This window comes from Dechloromonas sp. H13 (assembly GCF_009469615.1).
GTDB lineage: Bacteria > Pseudomonadota > Gammaproteobacteria > Burkholderiales > Rhodocyclaceae > Azonexus.
Window position 1 is genome coordinate 222,858 of sequence record NZ_SSXX01000005.1, and the last position, 15,320, is coordinate 238,177.

15 protein-coding genes are annotated in these 15,320 nt (G+C 68.1%); 12 read left to right on the forward strand and 3 right to left on the reverse strand.

The genetic code is table 11. From position 1 onward, the window contains the following. The first annotated feature begins 48 nt into the window (after window positions 1–48). The 5 genes from GH660_RS13050 to GH660_RS13070 are packed head-to-tail and all read left to right on the forward strand — an operon-like array spanning window position 49 to window position 4,209. The gene (locus GH660_RS13050) at window positions 49–1,044 is read left to right on the forward strand and encodes a sulfate ABC transporter substrate-binding protein (protein ID WP_153147103.1); all 996 of its coding nucleotides are present in this window, start codon (window positions 49–51) and stop codon (window positions 1,042–1,044) included. A 9-nt stretch (window positions 1,045–1,053) separates the two neighbouring features. Beyond that, a complete protein-coding gene (locus GH660_RS13055; RefSeq protein ID WP_153147104.1) occupies window positions 1,054–1,869 on the forward strand; it encodes an EAL domain-containing protein in 816 nt (271 codons plus the stop codon). After that, entirely contained in the window at window positions 1,866–2,798 is a 933-nt protein-coding gene (gene cysK, locus GH660_RS13060) for a cysteine synthase A (protein WP_153147105.1), read from the forward strand. The genes GH660_RS13055 and cysK overlap by 4 nt, the downstream gene beginning before the upstream one ends. Next, window positions 2,795–3,925 (forward strand): MalY/PatB family protein, encoded by a 1,131-nt coding sequence (locus tag GH660_RS13065; protein WP_153147106.1) that lies wholly within the window; start codon window positions 2,795–2,797, stop codon window positions 3,923–3,925. Before cysK ends, GH660_RS13065 begins: the two co-directional genes overlap by 4 nt. Further along, complete coding sequence (locus GH660_RS13070; protein ID WP_153147107.1) at window positions 3,922–4,209, forward strand: hypothetical protein; 288 nt, start codon at window positions 3,922–3,924, stop codon at window positions 4,207–4,209. The genes GH660_RS13065 and GH660_RS13070 overlap by 4 nt, the downstream gene beginning before the upstream one ends. Here the strand turns inward: GH660_RS13070 and GH660_RS13075 are convergent. Next, window positions 4,193–4,771 carry a 5-formyltetrahydrofolate cyclo-ligase gene (locus GH660_RS13075; protein WP_153147108.1) on the reverse strand — a complete coding sequence of 193 codons (579 nt, stop codon included), beginning with the start codon at window positions 4,769–4,771 and terminating at the stop codon, window positions 4,193–4,195. The genes GH660_RS13070 and GH660_RS13075 overlap by 17 nt on opposite strands. 14 nt (window positions 4,772–4,785) lie before the next feature. Here GH660_RS13075 and GH660_RS13080 point away from each other — a divergent pair, with 14 nt between their 5' ends. The 4 genes from GH660_RS13080 (at window position 4,786) to GH660_RS13095 (ending at window position 11,078) form a co-directional block, all read left to right on the forward strand. Then, entirely contained in the window at window positions 4,786–6,717 is a 1,932-nt protein-coding gene (locus GH660_RS13080) for a lytic transglycosylase domain-containing protein (RefSeq protein ID WP_153147109.1), read from the forward strand. A 36-nt stretch (window positions 6,718–6,753) separates the two neighbouring features. Continuing rightward, the gene (locus GH660_RS13085; RefSeq protein ID WP_153147110.1) at window positions 6,754–8,796 is read left to right on the forward strand and encodes a DUF1631 family protein; all 2,043 of its coding nucleotides are present in this window, start codon (window positions 6,754–6,756) and stop codon (window positions 8,794–8,796) included. A 64-nt stretch (window positions 8,797–8,860) separates the two neighbouring features. Beyond that, window positions 8,861–9,823: a complex I NDUFA9 subunit family protein gene (locus GH660_RS13090; protein WP_153147111.1), complete on the forward strand. Its 963-nt coding sequence runs from the start codon at window positions 8,861–8,863 to the stop codon at window positions 9,821–9,823. A gap of 16 nt (window positions 9,824–9,839) precedes the next feature. Beyond that, the gene (locus GH660_RS13095; RefSeq protein WP_153147112.1) at window positions 9,840–11,078 is read left to right on the forward strand and encodes a multifunctional CCA addition/repair protein; all 1,239 of its coding nucleotides are present in this window, start codon (window positions 9,840–9,842) and stop codon (window positions 11,076–11,078) included. Here GH660_RS13095 and GH660_RS13100 read toward each other — a convergent pair. Continuing rightward, on the reverse strand, window positions 11,043–11,240 hold the full coding sequence (locus tag GH660_RS13100) for a DUF2905 domain-containing protein (protein ID WP_153147113.1): 198 nt from the start codon (window positions 11,238–11,240) through the stop codon (window positions 11,043–11,045). The genes GH660_RS13095 and GH660_RS13100 overlap by 36 nt on opposite strands. Window positions 11,241–11,303: 63 nt before the next feature. On the opposite strand from GH660_RS13100, the gene GH660_RS13105 reads away from it, so the two are divergent. Further along, window positions 11,304–12,110, forward strand: coding sequence for an alpha/beta hydrolase (locus tag GH660_RS13105; protein WP_153147114.1), 807 nt, complete (start codon window positions 11,304–11,306; stop codon window positions 12,108–12,110). A gap of 85 nt (window positions 12,111–12,195) precedes the next feature. Beyond that, window positions 12,196–13,167, forward strand: coding sequence for a hypothetical protein (locus GH660_RS13110; RefSeq protein ID WP_153147115.1), 972 nt, complete (start codon window positions 12,196–12,198; stop codon window positions 13,165–13,167). Here the strand turns inward: GH660_RS13110 and GH660_RS13115 are convergent. After that, window positions 13,164–13,637 (reverse strand): DUF2721 domain-containing protein, encoded by a 474-nt coding sequence (locus GH660_RS13115; RefSeq protein ID WP_153147116.1) that lies wholly within the window; start codon window positions 13,635–13,637, stop codon window positions 13,164–13,166. The genes GH660_RS13110 and GH660_RS13115 overlap by 4 nt on opposite strands. A 139-nt stretch (window positions 13,638–13,776) precedes the next feature. On the opposite strand from GH660_RS13115, the gene GH660_RS13120 reads away from it, so the two are divergent. Beyond that, window positions 13,777–15,276, forward strand: a complete 1,500-nt coding sequence (locus GH660_RS13120) for a YdiU family protein (protein ID WP_153147117.1) — start codon at window positions 13,777–13,779, stop codon at window positions 15,274–15,276. Window positions 15,277–15,320: the final 44 nt, after the last annotated feature.

A 15,320-nucleotide genomic window follows, 5' to 3' on the forward strand; every position in this document is an offset into this window, starting at 1 on the left:
CCTAGACTCCAGTCATCGCGAATTTATTTCAAATGACTGGAGTCTCACATGCGCAAATTTGCCCTTTTTGCGGCGTTGACCGCAACACTCACGCTCGGCAGCGCGGTCGCCCAGACCTCGCTGCTCAACGTGTCCTACGACCCAACCCGCGAACTGTACAAGGATTACAACGCGGCTTTCGCCAAGCACTGGCTGGCGAAGACCGGGCAGGCGCTGAATTTTCGCCAGTCGCACGGCGGCTCCGGCAAGCAGGCGATGTCGGTGCGCGACGGGCTGGAAGCCGACGTCGTGACGCTGGCGCTGGCCTACGACATCGACGCGCTGGTCGAACGCAACCTCATCCCGGCCGACTGGCAGAAGCGCTTCCCGCACAATTCCTCGCCCTACACCTCGACCATCGTTTTCCTAGTGCGCAAGGGCAATCCCAAGGGGATCAAGGACTGGGGAGATCTGGCGAAGCCGGGCGTCGGCGTCATCACGCCCAACCCGAAAACCTCGGGCGGCGCGCGCTGGAACTACCTGGCGGCCTGGGCCTGGGCGCTGAAGCAGCCGGGCGGCAACGAGCAGAAGGCCAAGGAACTGGTGACGGCGATCTTCAGGAACGTGCCGGTCCTCGATTCCGGGGCGCGCGGCTCGACTACCACCTTCGTCGAACGCGGCCTCGGCGACGTGCTGATCGCTTGGGAGAACGAGGCGCAGCTGGCCGTGAATGAAATCGGCAAGGACAGGTTCGAGATCGTCGCGCCCAGCCTGTCGATCCTCGCCGAGCCGCCGGTCGCCGTCGTGGACAAGGTGGTCGAGAAACGCGGCACGCGGCTGACGGCGCAGGCCTATCTCGACTACCTGTATTCCGAGGAAGGGCAAACGATCGCCGCGAAGCACTACTACCGGCCGCGCGACCCCAAGGTGGCGGCCAGGTACGTGAACCAATTTCCGAAACTTAAGCTGGTTACCATCGATGACACCTTCGGCGGCTGGCCAAAGGCGCAGAAAACGCACTTCGCCGATGGCGGGACGTTCGACCAGATTTACCTGAAGAAATAGGAAGAAGCCATGCCGCTGACCGATCTCGTCCGTTATTTCAATCTTGCCGATGCTGCCGGCGAGAGCACGCTGTATCTGGAAGGCGAGCGGGCGGCTGCATGGCACATGGGCTTGCGGCTGGGCTCGCTGTTCCAGCCGATCGTCGATCTGCAGCGCGAACGCGTCGTCGGCCACCGGGCCTCGCTCAGCGCGCGGCGCGAGGACGGTACGCCGGTCAGCAGCGAAGCGGCGTACGCCTTGTGTGAAACCGCCGAGGCGGTCATTCATTTCGACCGCCTGTGCCGGACGCTGCACGCCCTCAATCTGCTCGCCCAACGGCGCCATGTCGGAGGCTATCTGCAATTGGCGGTGCATCCGCGCCACCTGCGGGCGGTCCAGAATCAGCACGGGCTCGTGTACGAGGCGATTCTCAAGCGCTGCGGGCTAGGCCCCACGGACATCGTGCTGGAAATTGACACCGGCCAGGGGAGCCTGGACGCCCGTCTGGGCGAGGCGGTGAACAGCTACCGCCAGCGTGGTTACCGGCTGGCACTGGGCGTCCCGCTGGAGGACGCAGCACCGGCCGCGCTGCTGGCGCTGAAACCGGACATCGTGAAATTGCGCCTGGGGGAAGAAGGGGAGTTGCCGGGCGCCGCGCGCCATGCCGGCGTCGCCGTCGAACTGACCGGCATCGACAGTGGCCAGGATCTTGCACTGGCACGCGCCGCCGGTGGCGAATTGGGCCAGGGCGATCTCTTTGGCGAGCCGCAGGCCGATTGCCGCGCCACCCACAGCAGCCAGAGAGTCGCCTACAATTCCCTATCCCCAACCGGAGCACGGACATGAAAATCGCCAACAACGTCACCGAACTGGTCGGCAACACACCGCTGGTCAGGCTCAACCGCGTCACCGCCGGCTGCGTCGCCAGCGTCGTCGCCAAACTGGAATTCTTCAACCCCGGCCACAGCGTCAAGGATCGCATCGCTGTCGCCATGCTCGACGCCGCGCAGGCCGCCGGCAAGATCGGTCCCGATACCGTCGTCCTCGAACCGACGTCGGGCAACACCGGCATCGGGCTGGCCATGGTGTGCGCCGCGCGCGGCATCAAGTGCGCCTTCACGATGCCGGAGACCATGAGCCGCGAGCGCAAGCTGCTGCTCAAGGCCTACGGCGCCGAGCTGATCCTGACCCCGGGGCCGGACGGCATGGGCGGCGCCATCGCCAGGGCCAGGGCGCTGGCCGAGAGCGATTCGAAGTATTTCATCCCGCAGCAGTTCGAAAATCCGGCCAACCCGGCGGTCCACCGCACCACGACGGCCGAGGAAGTCTGGCGCGACACTGACGGCCAGGTCGACATCTTCGTTTCCGGCGTCGGCACCGGCGGCACGGTGACCGGTGTCGGCGAGGTGCTCAAGGCGCGCAAACCGGGCGTCCGCATCGTCGCCGTCGAGCCCGACGCCTCGCCGGTGCTGTCCGGCGGCCAGAAGGGGCCGCACCCGATCCAGGGCATCGGCGCCGGCTTCGTGCCGGCCGTGCTCAACACGGCGATCTACGACGAGGTGATCCGGGTGAAAAACGACGACGCCTTCGCCATCGCCCGCCGCATGGCGACCGAGGAAGGCCTGCTGGTCGGCATCTCGTCCGGCGCCGCGACCTGGGCCGCGCTCGAACTGGCGAAGCGCCCGGAAAATGCCGGCAAGCTGATCGTCGTCGTCATTCCGTCGTTCGGCGAGCGCTATCTGTCCACCGCGCTGTATCAGCACCTCGAAGTTTGAGCCTGTTCGACGCGCCCCCCGACCGGCGCGACTCCGACTCGATCAAGTGGGGCAAGTACGCCGGTCGCGACATCCTCCCGCTGTGGGTGGCGGATATGGATTTCGCCGCCCCGCCGGCCGTCGTCGACGCCCTGCAGCGGCGTATCGCGCACGGCGTCTTCGGCTACGGCGGGCCGTCGCCGGCGCTCGTGGAGTCAGTGCTCGCTCACCTTGATGACGAATACGGCTGGGCGATCGAGCCCCAATGGATCGTCTGGCTGCCGGGTCTGGTCACCGGCCTCAACGTCGCCTGCCGCGCCGTCGACGGCGAGGTGCTGACGGCGACGCCGGTCTATCCGCCCTTCCTGTCGGCGCCCCGCTTCTCCGGCCGCAAGCTCAACCGCGTCGAGCTGGCCTGCCGCGGCGGCCGCTGGCAGTGGGACAAAAACGCCCTGCAAAACGCGTCGACCGCAGCGACCCGGCTGTTCCTGCTCTGCCACCCGCACAACCCGGTCGGGCGCTGCTGGAGCACCGACGAGTTGCGCGACCTCGCCGCCTTCGCCGAAGCGAACGACCTGATCGTCTGTTCCGACGAAATCCACTGCGGCCTGATCCTCGACGCCGACAAGCGCCATATCCCCTTCGCCAGCCTGTCGCCAGAGGCGGCGAAACGCAGCATCACGCTGATGGCGCCGTCCAAGACCTACAACATCCCCGGCCTCGGCTGCGCCTTCGCGGTGATTCCCGATGCCGCCCTGCGCCGCCGCTTCCTGCGCGCCATGGACGGCATCGTGCCGCACGTCAATGTGCTCGGCTTCGCCGCCTGCGAAGCCGCCTACCGCGATTGCGGCGACTGGCACCGCGAACTGATCGCCTACCTCGCCGGCAACCGCGATCTGGTGGCGGCTGCGGTCGACGCCGAAAATGGGGCAAAAATGAGCCCGGTCGAGGCCACCTACCTGGCCTGGATCGACGTCCGCGAACTCGGCCTCGCCGATCCGGCGCGCCATTTCGAGGCGCACGGGCTCGGCCTGTCCGACGGCACCGACTTCGGCGCGCCGGGCTGGATGCGTCTCAACTTCGGCTGCGCCCGCGCGACGCTGGCGCAGGCGCTCGCGCGTTTCGCCGCTGCCTGCCGCGCCGCATGAGTTCCTACACGCTGACGCTGCTGGCGTTGTTCGCGGCATTGCTCGCGCAATCGCTCGTCACTGCGCTGGCCACCGAACTGTTCCTGCGCAAGGAACAGGGCGCCCTGGCGCGGCGCTCGTGGATGGCGCTCGCCATCGGCGCGCTGATCTTCGCCCTGCAGAGCGGCTATGCCCTCGAACTGGCGGTCAGCACCGGTCTCCACGACGTGCGCCAGGCGATCCTCGCCGCCGTCGCCTCGCTGCTGGTGGCGGCGGCGGTCTACGGACTCAGGCGCCTGGCCTGAAGGCGCCGCGTTCGGTGACGATCCAGTCCAGCCGCTGGTCGTGCGCCGCCGGCCGGATGCTGTCCACCCGGTTGACCTCGAAGCCGACGCCGACCGCCAGCGGACGCGGGAGGAGGGCGGCCAGCGTGCGGTCGAAATAGCCGCCGCCGTAGCCGAGGCGGTAGCCCGCCGGGTCGAAGCCGTTGAGCGGCAGCAGGATCAGGTCGGGGACCAGCCATTCGCCGCCGGTCGGCGTCGGGATGCCGTAGCGATCGGGGGCGAGGACGGTTTCCGGGGTCCACGCGCGAAAGGCGAGCGGCGCGTCTTCGGCGACGACGACCGGCAGCGCCGCGCGCACGCCGTACGCCGCCCAGGCCGTCAGCAGGGCGCGCACGTCCGGCTCGTGCTTGATCGGCCAGCAGAAGGCCGCCACCACCGGCCGCGGCAGGGCGTCCAGCGCATGGCCGACGATGTGCGCCGACAGCGTGGCGTGCTCGGCATCCGCCAGCGCGGCGCGGCGGGCCACCATCTCCCGCCGCAGCCCGCGCCGCCAGGCCGTGGTATCCTCGGAGCGCTTTTCCATCCGGCAAATCTAGCATGAAGCTTCACGCCTTTTTCCTGGCCTTATTTGTTTCCTTGCCCCTTTTCGCGCAGGATAGTCGCGACAGCACCTTCCTCGCCGCCCGCGATGCCTTCCGCGCCGGTGACCGCGCCAAGCTGGAGCGCGCCGCCGGGCAACTCGGCAACCACGAACTGGCGCCCTACGCCGAAAACTACCTGCTGCGCATGAACATGGAGCAGGGCGACGCGGCGGCGCTGCGCGACTTTTTCGCGCGCAACGAGCGTACCTTCGTCGCCGAAAAGCTGCGTGCCGACTGGATCCGCTGGCTCGGCAAGCGCGGCTACTGGCCGGAAATCGACATCGAGTATCAGAATCTGATCGCCCCCGAGCCGGACGTCACCTGCTGGTTCCAGCAGGCGCGGCTGGCCGCCGGCGACAAGACGGTGCTCGACGAGGTGCAGAAGCAGTGGCTGACCATGCTCGAGCCGCCGGAAGCCTGCCGCCCGGTGATCGAGGCCTTGATTCGCGACAACCGCGTCACGGCCGACGACGTCTGGGTGCGCGCCCGGCGCCAGTTCGAGGCCAATCGCACGGGACCGGCCAAGGCCACCCTGGCCGCCCTGCCGGTCAGCCAGACGCCGGACGCCAAGGCGCTGGAGCAGATGATCGCCAGCCCGATGGGCTATCTGGCGCGCCAGCCGGGCAACTGGTACGCGACCCGCGGCGGCCGCGAACTGGCGGTGCTGGCGATCCAGCGCATCGCCGCCAACGACCCGCGCGCAGCCGCCGGCGAGCTGGAAAAACTGCAGGGCCGCCTGCAGGCCGCCGAGCGGGACTGGGCATGGGGCCAGGTCGCCCTGCAGGCCGCCAAAAAACATTACGCCGAAGCCGTGACCTGGTTCGTCCTGGCCGGCCCGACCCCGCTGTCCGACGAGGCCTTCCAGTGGAAGGTGCGCGCCGCGCTGCGCGCCCACGACTGGAGCGTGGTGCTGGCGACCATCGGCGAAATGCCGTCGGCGCTCGCCGCGCAGCCCGAGTGGATCTACTGGCTGGGACGCGCCTACAAGGCCGGCGGCCTGACCAGCGAGGCCGATGCGCTGTTCGAGAAGATCGCCGGGCAGCCCAATTTCTACGGCAATCTCGCCGACGAGGAACTCGGGCGCAAGATCGTCGTGCCGCCCAGGGCCAAGGCGCCGACCGCCGAGGAACAGAAGGCGGCGCGCGACAACCCGGGAATCCGCCGGGCGCTGGCCTTCTTCCGCCTCGACATGCGGACCGAGGCGGTCCGCGAATGGAACTGGTCGCTGCGCGGCATGGACGACCGCGAACTGCTGGCGGCCGCCGATCTCGCCCGGCGCAACCAGATCTGGGACCGCGCCATCAACACCGCCGACCGCACCAGGAACGAACACGATTTCACGCTGCGCTACCTGGCGCCCTACGGCGACCAGGTGCGCCCGGCGGCGAGCAACCAGGCGCTCGACGACGCCTGGGTCTACGGCCTGATGCGCCAGGAAAGCCGCTTCATCACCAGCGCCAAGTCGAATGTCGGCGCCTCCGGCCTGATGCAGCTGATGCCGGCGACCGCCAAGTGGGTGGCCAAGAAGATCGGCCTCAAGGATTACAACCACGGTCGCGTCAATGATACCGAGACCAACGTGCTGCTCGGCACCAGCTACATGCGGCTGGTCATGGAAAATCTCGACAACCACCCGGTCCTGACCTCGGCCGCCTACAACGCCGGTCCCGGGCGCGCCAAGAAATGGCGCGCCGACCAGCCGCTGGAAGGCGCCATCTACGCCGAAACCATCCCGTTCAACGAAACCCGCGATTACGTGAAGAAGGTGATGAGCAACTCGGTCTATTACTCGGCCCTGTTCACCGGCCGGCCGGATTCGCTCAAGGCCCGACTCGGGGTTGTCGGCGCGCGCACCGCCGATGCGCCGAAGGACGCGGACCTGCCCTGAGCCTCAACAATTTGCGACATTAGAGTGGACGACCGGATGTTCTCGAGTGCAACGAACGAATCCCTGCCCGTGCCGGACGACGCGTGGGAAATCCTGCGCGACTGCCGTGCCTGGTTCCTGAAGCAGGCCGGCCAGCTGCTGCGCGAAGCCGAACCGGTCTCCGAGGCGGCGCTGAACGCCTTCGTCCAGGCAGTGGGCGCCTATTTCGACGAACGGACGACGAGCGAGCGGCGAACCTCCTTCGACCAGCTCGGCGACCTGACCGCCTCCAACATCTCGCTGGTCGGCGAGAGCGACCTCGAACTCGACATCCGTCTCGGCGAATTCGCCTCCCTGCTGACCGAGAGCAATGGCAAGGGGCTGTGGCGCGTCTATCTGCGCTTCGTCACCCTGCTCGGGCGCCCCGACCTGTCGCCGGCCGAGAATCCGGTCGGCCCGAAGGCGATTGCCCGCGGCCTGAGCGCACTGTGCGGGGTGCTCGACGAGGCGCCGGCGCCGATGCTCGAACGGATCGGCCGTCTCGAAGAGCATTTTTCCGAATTTCTCCCGGCCCTCTATGCCGGCCTCAACGACTTTCTGGTCGGTCGCAAGGTATCGGCGGCCCAGCCGACCATCGTCACCGCCCCCGATGCCGCCACGGCGGCGTCCGCCGGCGGTTCGTCCGGCACCCTGGCCATCGACCCGGCCGTCGCCCTGCAGCAGAGCCTGCTCGGGCAGGCGCAGGCCGGCGCAACCGTCAGCGTGAACGCCGGTGTTGCCGCCTCGCTGCTGACCCAGGCGATGTTCGGCCGCCTGCTGGCGCGCCTCGACGATCTCGAACGCGCCGGCCATGGCGGCGAGGGTGGAACGGCGGGGGCGCCGCAGGCGCTCGACTCGACCCGCCTCGGGGTGCCGGCCGGGGCGCCGGAGGCCGCGGCGATCGACGCCCTGGCGATGATCTTCGAGGCCATCTTCGCCTCGCCCACCCTGCCCGACCCGATCAAGGCGGCGCTCTCCAGCCTGCAGATTCCGACCCTGCGTGCCGTGATGCTCGATCAAGGGTTCTTCACGGCCGACGCCCATCCGGCGCGCCAGCTGCTCGACAAGATGGCGCGCGCCGCGGTCGGGCTGCCCGTCGATGTCTCGTCCCGCCATCCGCTGTGCGCGATCGTCCAGCAGATCGCTACCCGCGTGCGCGCCGAGTTCGTCGACGACACGCAGGTGCTGTCGCGCTACGTCGGCGAGCTCGAAAAGCTGATCGCGCGCCGCGACAACGCCGCCGCCCAGGCGGCGGCGAGCTACCGGCCGCTCGTCCAGCGGCTCGAGCAGGGCGACGAGGCGGACACCCGGAGTCGCCAGGCGATCGATACCTTCTGCCTGCGCAGCGATGTGCCGCCGGCCATTTCGCGCTTCCTGCGCGACCACTGGCAGCGGGTGCTGCGCCAGATCTGGCTCGAAAGCGGGGAGGACAGCACCGACTGGCAGGACGGCAAGACGGTGGTCGATCAGCTGCTGTGGAGTGTCCAGCCCAAGGTCGATATCGAGGAGCGCAAGCGGCTGGCCCGCGAGCTGCCGCAGATGCTGCAGAAAATCTCCGCCGGCATGCAGCGGGTGGCGGTGCCGGAAGCGGCGCGTGCCGAGTTCCTCGATGCCTGTTTCGCGCTGCAGACGGCAGCGATGCGCGGCAGCGCCGTCACCGGCGATCAGGCGCCGGCAGCGCCCGCCGGGGGCGCGCGGCCGGCGGCCGGCGTGGTGCCGGCGCTCAGCGAATTGCGCAACGGCGTGCAGCGGCTGCGCATCTACGACCTGGCCGGCGCTTCCCGGGGCGCCGGCCGTTATCGCCAGGCCGCCGTGCACGCGGGCGACTGGCTGAGTTTCCACATGGGCGAGGAGGAGCCGGTCTGCGGCCGTGTCTGCCATGTCGCCAAGGGCAGCGGCAAGCTGCTGCTGGCCAATCCGGACTGGGATTTCGCGGTGCTGCTGCATCCGGCGCTGGCCGAGAGCCAGCTCAAGGAGGGGCGTGCCAGCGTCAGTTCGCAGGTTTCCCTGTTCAATGCGGCAGCGGAACAGGCGCTGCGCCGCACGCCCAAACCGGCCTGAGTGCGCCCAAAGCGGGCGATTTGCCTTAAAATCACGGCTTTAAGAACAGTTTCCGGGGTTCCAAATGGACATCAAGAAGGTCTTGCTGCTGGGGGGTAGCGGTTTCGTCGGTACCTACATTGCCAATCGGCTGTCGCAGCGCGGCGTCGAGGTCACCATCCCGACGCGCCGCCGCGAGCGGACCAAGGCGCTGATCATCCAGCCCAACGTCGAAATGCCGGAAGTCAACATCAACTCCGAAGAGGTGCTGGTTTCGCTGATGCAGGGCCAGGATGCCGTGATCAACCTGGTCGGCATCCTGCACAGCCGCGACGTCCAGCTGCCGTACAGCAAGGACTTCGCCGAGGCCCACGTCGAACTGCCGAAGAAGATCGTCGCCGCCTGCAAGAAGGCCGGCGTGCGCCGCCTGGTGCACATGAGTGCGCTCGGCGCCAACCCCAAGGGACCGTCGGAGTACCTGTCCTCCAAGGGCGACGGCGAGGCGGCGGTGCTGGCTGCGCGCGGCGACCTCGACGTCACGGTGTTCCGCCCGTCGGTGATGTTCGGTCTCGGCGACTCCTTCCTGGCGATGTTCGCCGGCGTGCTGCGCAAGCTGCCGTTCTTCCCGCTCGGTTTCGGCCACGCCCGCTTCCAGCCGGTCTGGGTCGCCGACGTGGCCGACGCCTTCGTCGACAGCCTGGGCAACCCGGCGACCTTCGGCCAGGCCTACGAACTGGTCGGACCCCGGATCTACACGCTGCGCGAGCTGGTCGATTACACCGCCGGCCTGGTCGGCAGCACGGCCAAGGTGATTCCGCTGTCGGAGGGTTTCGCCTACCTGCAGGCCGGCCTCATGTGGCTATCGCCGAAGCCGCTGATGTCGCCGGACAACCTGCGCTCGATGCAGGTCGACAACGTCTGCGACGGTAGCTGCAACCTGCCGCCCAACTGGCGGCCGACGGCGCTGGAAGCCATCGCCCCGACCTACATCGCCCACAACACGCCCAAGGGCAAGCTCGACGGCTTCCGCTACCGGGCCGGAAGATAATTTCCCCGGGCCGCCAATGAACGTCTACATCGTTGGCGGCGCCGTGCGCGACGAGCTGCTCGGCCGTCCGGTCGCCGACCGCGACTACGTGGTCGTCGGCGCCAGCCCGCAGACCATGCTGGAGAGGGGTTTCCGCCCGGTCGGCAAGGATTTCCCGGTCTTTCTCCATCCCGACACCAACGAGGAATACGCGCTCGCCCGTACCGAGCGCAAGACCGGCCGCGGCTACCACGGCTTCGCCTTCCACGCGGCGCCCGACGTCACGCTGGAAGAAGACCTGGCGCGCCGCGACCTGACCATCAACGCGATGGCGAAGGCGCCCGACGGCACGCTGATCGACCCCTTCTGCGGTCGACGCGATCTGGAGGCCAAAATCCTGCGCCACGTCGGCCCGGCCTTCGCCGAGGACCCGGTGCGCATCCTGCGTCTCGCCCGCTTCGCCGCGCGCTTCGACGACTTCTCGGTGGCGCCGGAAACCCGCGACCTGATGCGCGGCATGGTCGCCAGCGGCGAGGTCGACCACCTGGTCGCCGAGCGCGTCTGGCAGGAGCTGGCCAGGGGGCTGATGGAGGCACAGCCGTCGCGCATGTTCGCGGTGCTCCGCGAGTGCGGCGCGCTGGCCCGCCTGCTGCCGGAGGTCGAGGCCCTGTTCGGGGTGCCGCAGCGGGCGGACTACCATCCGGAAATCGATACCGGCGTCCATACCATGATGGTGGTCGACGAGGCGGCGCGCCGTAATTACGCCTTGCCGGTGCGTTTCGCCGCGCTGACCCACGATCTCGGCAAGGCGACGACGCCGGCCGACATCCTGCCGCGCCACATCGGCCACGAGGCGCGCAGCGTGCGCCTGGCCACCGCCCTCTGCGAGCGCCTGCGGGTGCCAAGCGACTGCCGCGACCTCGCCCTGCTCGCCGCGCGCTACCACGGCGACATCCACCGCGCCGCGGACCTGCGGGCGACGACGCTGGTGACCCTGCTCGAACGCACCGATGCGCTGCGCCGACCCGCGCGCTTCCGGCAGCTGCTGCAGGCCTGCCAGAGCGACTACAACGGCCGTCTGGGCTGGCAGGAACGCCCCTACGACAGCCCGCAGCGCCTGTTGGCCGTGCTGGCTGCGGTCAACGGCGTGGACGCCGGCAAAATCGCCGCCGCCTGCGCCGACAAGGCGAAAATTCCCGAGCGCATCCACGCGGCGCGCGTAGCCGCCGTCAGGCACCTGCTAGAGGAAGCGCGAGACGATCAGGACGATCAGTGACAGGATGATCGTCGTCGCGAACGGCAGGTAGTAGGTGCGGCCGCGAAAGCGGCAGGCGATGTCGCCCGGCAGCCGGCCGAAACGGATGAAGCGCGCGGCATGCGGGGCGATGATGCCCAGCAGGAAAATGGCGACGACCAGGGTCAGAATCCACTTCAGCATGTCGACTTGCGCTACTCTTCGGGAGCCCCATTTAAACATGCTTCACCCAACAATCGAGCTGCAATGACAAAAACCGAAAAAATCGCCGGCCTGGAGGTCTTTTCCTGCCTGCCGGCACGCAAGACCGCTCGTCCTCCCCTCCTCTTCATCCACGGCGCCTTCGCCGGCGGCTGGATGTGGACCGACACCTTCATGCCCTTCCTGGCCGCCGCCGGCTACCCCTGCCATGCCCTGTCGCTGCGCGGCCACGGCGGCAGCGACGGGCGCGACCGTCTCGACTGGCACTCGATCGCCGACTATGTCGACGACGTCGCCACCGTCGTCGACTGGCTGGGCGAGGCGCCGGTGCTGATCGGCCATTCGATGGGCGGCTTCGTCGTCCAGAAGTACCTCGAGCGTCATACCGTGCCGGGCGCCGCCCTTGTCTGCTCGGTGCCACCGCAGGGGCTGGTCGCCGCCCAGTTCCACCTGCTGTTCCAGAAGCCGCAACTGTTCATGGATCTCAACAGCATCATGGGCGGCGACTATGCCGACACCACGACGCTGCGCGAGGCGCTGTTCGCCGGCGAGGTGGACGAGGCGATGCTCGCCGTCTGGCTGGGCCGGATGCAGTCCGAATCGCACCGGGCGATCTGGGACATGTCGATGTTCAACCTGCCCGTCCTGCATGCGATGAACCGGCCGCCGATGCTGATTCTCGGCGCCGAGCACGACGTCCTGGTGCCGGCCTTCCTGGTCCAGTCGACCGGGCACAGCTACGGCCTGCCGGTCCACATCTTCCGTGGCATGGGCCATGCCGTGACCCATGAACGGGAGTGGCAGCTGGTCGCCGCCACGCTGCGCGACTGGGCCGACCAGCTCGCTGCCTGAAGCCGGCTGCCGGCGCCGCACGTATTGCATTTGCCGGCGATTCGCTCCACTATCTTTTCGTGTCCAACCAGATTTCGTCCGTGCCATGAGTCAATCGGAAAAAACCGAGGAGTCGAGCAGGATTCTCGATGCCATCCGCGCCAAGCGCGAGCGCCGCACGGCCCATGTCGGCGACATCGCCGGCCTGGAAGCCTCGCTGATCGCCGACATCGAGGCCTTCGACCTCAACGAGGCCGAACGGCAGGCGCGCCGCGAGCAGCTGGCGAGCCTGGGCGGCATGAGCAACGCGGCGCTCGCCTTTCCCGAGATCGTGCCGAGCGGGGCCGTGCGCAACCTCGACCGCCGGCCGGCCGGTGGCCAAGGTGATGGCGGGCAGGATCCGCAGACCATCGTCGAAGGCAGCAGCCTGCTCGGCCAGTTGCGCCGCCAGGCGGCCGTCCGCCAGCGCGAACTGCATACCGAGCTGGCCGAGCGTTCGGCGAGCAACAACGCCCTGGAGCAGACGCTCAAGTACATGTTCTTCTACCTGCACGATCTCGTGCAGCAGCTCAACATCGTCAAGCCGGCCATCCCGCGCGACTACACGGCGGCCGGCGATGTCGTCTTCCAGGATCTGGTCTGGCAGGAAGGCTTCGCCGATTACCGCACCCAGTCGCAGAGCGCCGGGGCTATGGTCGAGCTGGTCACGCTTTCCTACCAGCTGGCGGCGCCGGTCACCTTCACGATCGAACGCGAAGGTCCGGGCGTCGAGCGCCTGCGTACCGCGCTGTTCGATTACGGCCTGCAGTTCTCGTGCAAGGAATTCAAGAACGAACGCAGCTACGTCGAGCGCGCCGAATTCCAGGTCAACGGCCAGGTCGCCGTCAGCGCCCGCTGGAAGGCGGATTTCGCCAACGGCAACGTGATCCTCGAATCGCGCAACCTCGAACGCCTGGGCAGCAACACCCAGGCGATCCGGCCGGATGCGGTCGACCAGGCGCTGCTCGACGAATTCGGCCGCCTGGTGCTCGGGCTGCCCAACCGCTTCCGCGAGCTGGCGCGGCGCAAGACCGCCTAAAGCCGGCCGTCGAATCTCAGGGCGGAGCGCTTGAGGTTTTCGATGACGCTGGTCGCCAGCGTGATCTCGCGCAGGTAGCAGCCGAGCGCGGTAATCAGGGTCAGCATGGCGGCAATGAACAAGCCGCCGATCTTGGCATAGACGTCGACCTGCAGTTCGTGGCCGACAAACAGGGCGACGACGACCAGGCAAACCAGCAGATAGCAGGTGGTGCACAGAATGATCGCCCAGTGGATCAGTTTTGCGCGGCGCGACAGCGAAACGACCGATGACAGGTTCCGGATGCGGTCGCTCATCGGCGATTCCTCCAGCAGTTCCTTCTCGATCCGGTGAAAGGCGTCGATGATGCGTGCCAGGCGACTGGAGAGTACGCCGAGCAGGGCGCCGACGCTGGTCAGCAGAAAAACCGGAGCGACGGCCAGTTGGATGATCTGTGCAAGGCTTGAAACCTGACTGGGAATATCGCTCATGGCTCGGCTTTCAGGAGGGCAGCGTCGGCGATTTTACCGGAGCGGCGCCCCCGAGTGGTGAGCGCGCGAAATACCGAACCATCGGCGTTTGTACCACTCTCAAAGCCAGCTCCGATTTTTCAGATTGTTTGGTCACCCGATGAACGCACCAGAAACCCTTCGCCTCGAAGACCTCGCCTTCGACAACAGCTTCGCCGGCCTGCCCGAGGCCTTCTACACGCGCCTGGCGCCGCTCGGCCTGCCGGCGCCCTACCTGGTCGGCGCCAGTGCCGAGGTGGCCGAACTGCTCGGCCTCGACCCCGGCGAAATCAGGCGCCCCGAGTTCTGTGAAATCTTCGCCGGCAACCGCCTGCCGCCGGGCAGCGACGTCCTGGCCGCCGTCTATTCCGGGCACCAGTTCGGCGTCTGGGCCGGCCAGCTCGGCGACGGCCGGGCGCACCTGCTGGGCGGCCTGAAGAATGCGCGCGGGCACTGGGAAATCCAGCTCAAGGGGGCGGGGCGCACGCCTTATTCGCGCGGCGCCGACGGGCGCGCCGTGCTGCGCTCGTCGATCCGCGAATTCCTCTGCTCCGAGGCGATGGCCGGGCTCGGCATCCCGACCACGCGGGCGCTTTCGGTGGTCGGCGCCGACCTGCCGGTGCGCCGCGAGGCGATCGAGACGGCCGCCGTCGTCGCCCGCGTCGCGCCCAGCTTCGTGCGCTTCGGCTCCTTCGAGCACTGGGCGGCGCGCGGGCGCACGGCCGAATTGCGCCAGCTGGCCGACTACGTGATCGCCACCTTCCGCCCTGAATGTCGCGAAGCCGCCAATCCGTACGCGGCGCTGCTGGCCGACGTCGCCCGCCGTACCGGCGAGCTGATGGCGCACTGGATGGCGGTCGGCTTCATGCACGGGGTGATGAACACCGACAACATGTCCATTCTCGGTCTGACCCTCGACTACGGCCCCTTCGGCTTCATGGAGGCCTTCGACGCCGGGCATATCTGCAACCATTCCGACACCCATGGCCGCTACACCTTCCGCAACCAGCCGCACGTCGCGCAGTGGAACCTCTACCGTCTGGCCGATGCCCTGCTGCCGCTGATCGGCAAGCCGACGGCGGCGCAGGCGGCGGTCGACGACCATTTCGGCCGCGCCTTCGAGTCCCGTTTCGAACAGCTGATGTGCGCCAAGCTCGGTTTCCTCGCTGCCCTGCCGGACGACGAAGCCTTCATCGGCGAGACCTTCGGCCTGCTGCAGCAGCATCGCCCGGATTTCACGCAGTTCTTCCGCGCGTTGTCGCAACTGCCTGCTGCGGTCGACCGCGAAAAACAGGCCAAAACCGACGCCCCGCTGCGCGACCAGTTCGTCGACCGCGCCGCGTGCGATGCCTGGCTCGCCAACTGGCGCGCCCGCCTGGCGCAGACACCCTGGGGCGACGACGCGCGCCAGGTGGCGATGCGCGCCGCCAATCCGAAATACGTACTGCGCAACTGGCTGGCCGAGGTGGCGATCCGCAAGGCGCAGGACAGGGATTTCTCGGAGGTCGAACGCCTGCTCGCCTGCCTGCGCCATCCATTCGACGAGCAGCCGGAATTTGCGGACTACGCCACGCTGCCGCCCGACTGGGCGAGCGGGCTGGAGGTCAGCTGTTCCAGCTGACGCCGGGCATCGTCAGGGGGCGGTCACCATAACCGGCAGCTCGT

Coding starts and splice junctions, on each gene's coding strand:
- GH660_RS13050 (WP_153147103.1), top strand. CDS start 49: ATGCGCAAATTTGCCCTTTTTGCGGCGTTGACCGCAACACTCACGCTC.
- GH660_RS13055 (WP_153147104.1), top strand. CDS start 1,054: ATGCCGCTGACCGATCTCGTCCGTTATTTCAATCTTGCCGATGCTGCC.
- cysK (WP_153147105.1), top strand. CDS start 1,866: ATGAAAATCGCCAACAACGTCACCGAACTGGTCGGCAACACACCGCTG.
- GH660_RS13070 (WP_153147107.1), top strand. CDS start 3,922: ATGAGTTCCTACACGCTGACGCTGCTGGCGTTGTTCGCGGCATTGCTC.
- GH660_RS13075 (WP_153147108.1), bottom strand. CDS start 4,771: ATGGAAAAGCGCTCCGAGGATACCACGGCCTGGCGGCGCGGGCTGCGG.
- GH660_RS13080 (WP_153147109.1), top strand. CDS start 4,786: ATGAAGCTTCACGCCTTTTTCCTGGCCTTATTTGTTTCCTTGCCCCTT.
- GH660_RS13085 (WP_153147110.1), top strand. CDS start 6,754: ATGTTCTCGAGTGCAACGAACGAATCCCTGCCCGTGCCGGACGACGCG.
- GH660_RS13090 (WP_153147111.1), top strand. CDS start 8,861: ATGGACATCAAGAAGGTCTTGCTGCTGGGGGGTAGCGGTTTCGTCGGT.
- GH660_RS13095 (WP_153147112.1), top strand. CDS start 9,840: ATGAACGTCTACATCGTTGGCGGCGCCGTGCGCGACGAGCTGCTCGGC.
- GH660_RS13100 (WP_153147113.1), bottom strand. CDS start 11,240: ATGCTGAAGTGGATTCTGACCCTGGTCGTCGCCATTTTCCTGCTGGGC.
- GH660_RS13105 (WP_153147114.1), top strand. CDS start 11,304: ATGACAAAAACCGAAAAAATCGCCGGCCTGGAGGTCTTTTCCTGCCTG.
- GH660_RS13110 (WP_153147115.1), top strand. CDS start 12,196: ATGAGTCAATCGGAAAAAACCGAGGAGTCGAGCAGGATTCTCGATGCC.
- GH660_RS13115 (WP_153147116.1), bottom strand. CDS start 13,637: ATGAGCGATATTCCCAGTCAGGTTTCAAGCCTTGCACAGATCATCCAA.
- GH660_RS13120 (WP_153147117.1), top strand. CDS start 13,777: ATGAACGCACCAGAAACCCTTCGCCTCGAAGACCTCGCCTTCGACAAC.